The following is a 1,493-nucleotide window of genomic DNA, read 5'->3' as shown; positions in this document are numbered from 1 at the left end:
TGCCGTTACCGTTGCCTTTAAATAATTACCCAATGGTATTTGCACCGGAACAATGCCCGAAGGCTAACGGAGTGGTTCGAGATAGCTTCTCTCTTAATCAGGCATATATTTCTGATTATCGTGAAAGTGATGGACGAAGGAAAATAGACAAAATAACTTTAGCGGACTGGGTAAAAGCGGAAGGGAAACTAACTGTTACTGTTTTGGATGACAGTAGGTCGGTACGGTTTGATTTCGATTTTAGTCATCTTATTCCTAATAGTTTATATACAGTAATGAGCCTTAGAGAAGATGATTTAAATCCAGATATGCTAACCAGACCTGGACCCCTTGGTATTCCAAATGTATTTATTACTGATGCACATGGATGTGCATCTTATTGGGCTATTTTAGATAATCCATTTCCAGCGAAAGTAAATAAAGAGGCTAATCGTATTATCAATGTAGTCGTGCTTTTTATGAGTTCACAGCAAAGCTATGGCGGAGCAATAGGGCTATATGGATTAGGCGGCGACATTCATGCTCATCTGAAGTTAAAACAGTCAGACTTTCACAATATTACGACACTAGGGTAGATAATTATGCCAATTATTAAGATAACGGCCTGGCCATTTGCTAATGAAAAATCGGCTAGTTTACTTATTGCAGACATCACACGAGTAGTTCATACCCAGCTAGGTTGCCCATTAGATAAAATTACAGTTTATATTGAAGAGGTCTCACCTGCTCGGTGGGGGGATGCCGGTATTGCAGGAAATGACCCTGATTTTAAGGAAAAAAGTCGAAGAATGCGCTATGAGGATGGAGAATAAATATGTGCCGGACTGCGTTTTATGATGTGGATGATACGCTAATAAATATAAAAAGCATGTTTGATTTCTTCCATTTTTGGGCAAGTGAAAATAAATTAGACAGTCAGAAAGAAAAATTTTATTCACAGTTTTCTGTTCTGGCTAGAAAAACGAATAGCCGCGAGGAATTAAATAGAACTTATTATCGTTTTTTTAAAGACGTCCCTTTATTAAAAATTGAAGAGTGTGCAGTTAGCTGGTTCAAAAAAACATTTTCAACTACTGATATATTCATAACTTACACATTAAAAAGTATTCTAGCGCATAGAGTTTTAGGTCATAATATAGTGTTAGTGTCTGGCTCAATGGCTCCGTTATTAAAACCTATCGCTAGGTTATTAGGTGTTACAGATATTCTCTGCACAGAATTAGTCATTGACAATTCAGGAGTAGTAACTGGGGAAATTTTAGGAACGCAAACAATTGGTGATGGTAAAGCTTTTGTTATTAGGCAATATGCCGAAAAAAATAACATTAAGCTATCGACGTGTTTTGCCTATGGGGATGATGTTTCTGATATACCTATGCTTTCCTGTGTTGGCCATCCAGTATGTATTGGTGAGGGAACGAAACTCAGTAATTATGCAGCAGATAATAAATGGCTTACTGTGAGTATTTAATTAACATTACCAGAATGCACAT

At 37.0% G+C, this 1,493-nt stretch carries 3 protein-coding genes; all 3 read left to right on the top strand.

What is annotated here, in order from left to right; translation table 11 throughout:
• Window positions 1-575 (top strand): hypothetical protein (locus V1952_RS21785; RefSeq protein ID WP_420075542.1); only part of this gene is annotated, 575 nt, incomplete at its 5' end.
• 6 nt (window positions 576-581) lie between these two features.
• Window positions 582-812 (top strand): tautomerase family protein, encoded by a 231-nt coding sequence (locus tag V1952_RS21780; protein ID WP_420072581.1) that lies wholly within the window; start codon window positions 582-584, stop codon window positions 810-812.
• A 2-nt stretch (window positions 813-814) separates the two neighbouring features.
• On the top strand, window positions 815-1,471 hold the full coding sequence (locus V1952_RS21775; protein ID WP_420075541.1) for an HAD family hydrolase: 657 nt from the start codon (window positions 815-817) through the stop codon (window positions 1,469-1,471).
• Window positions 1,472-1,493: the final 22 nt, after the last annotated feature.

Source organism: Yersinia sp. 2542 StPb PI, from assembly GCF_048593855.1.
Lineage (GTDB): Bacteria > Pseudomonadota > Gammaproteobacteria > Enterobacterales > Enterobacteriaceae > Yersinia > Yersinia enterocolitica_E.
Note: the sequence above shows the minus strand (reverse complement) of the source record. Positions and strands in the feature narration are given on the sequence as shown.

Excerpts from the sequence above, each read along its gene's own strand:
- V1952_RS21780 (WP_420072581.1), top strand. The coding sequence starts at position 582 with ATGCCAATTATTAAGATAACGGCCTGGCCATTTGCTAATGAAAAATCG.
- V1952_RS21775 (WP_420075541.1), top strand. The coding sequence starts at position 815 with ATGTGCCGGACTGCGTTTTATGATGTGGATGATACGCTAATAAATATA.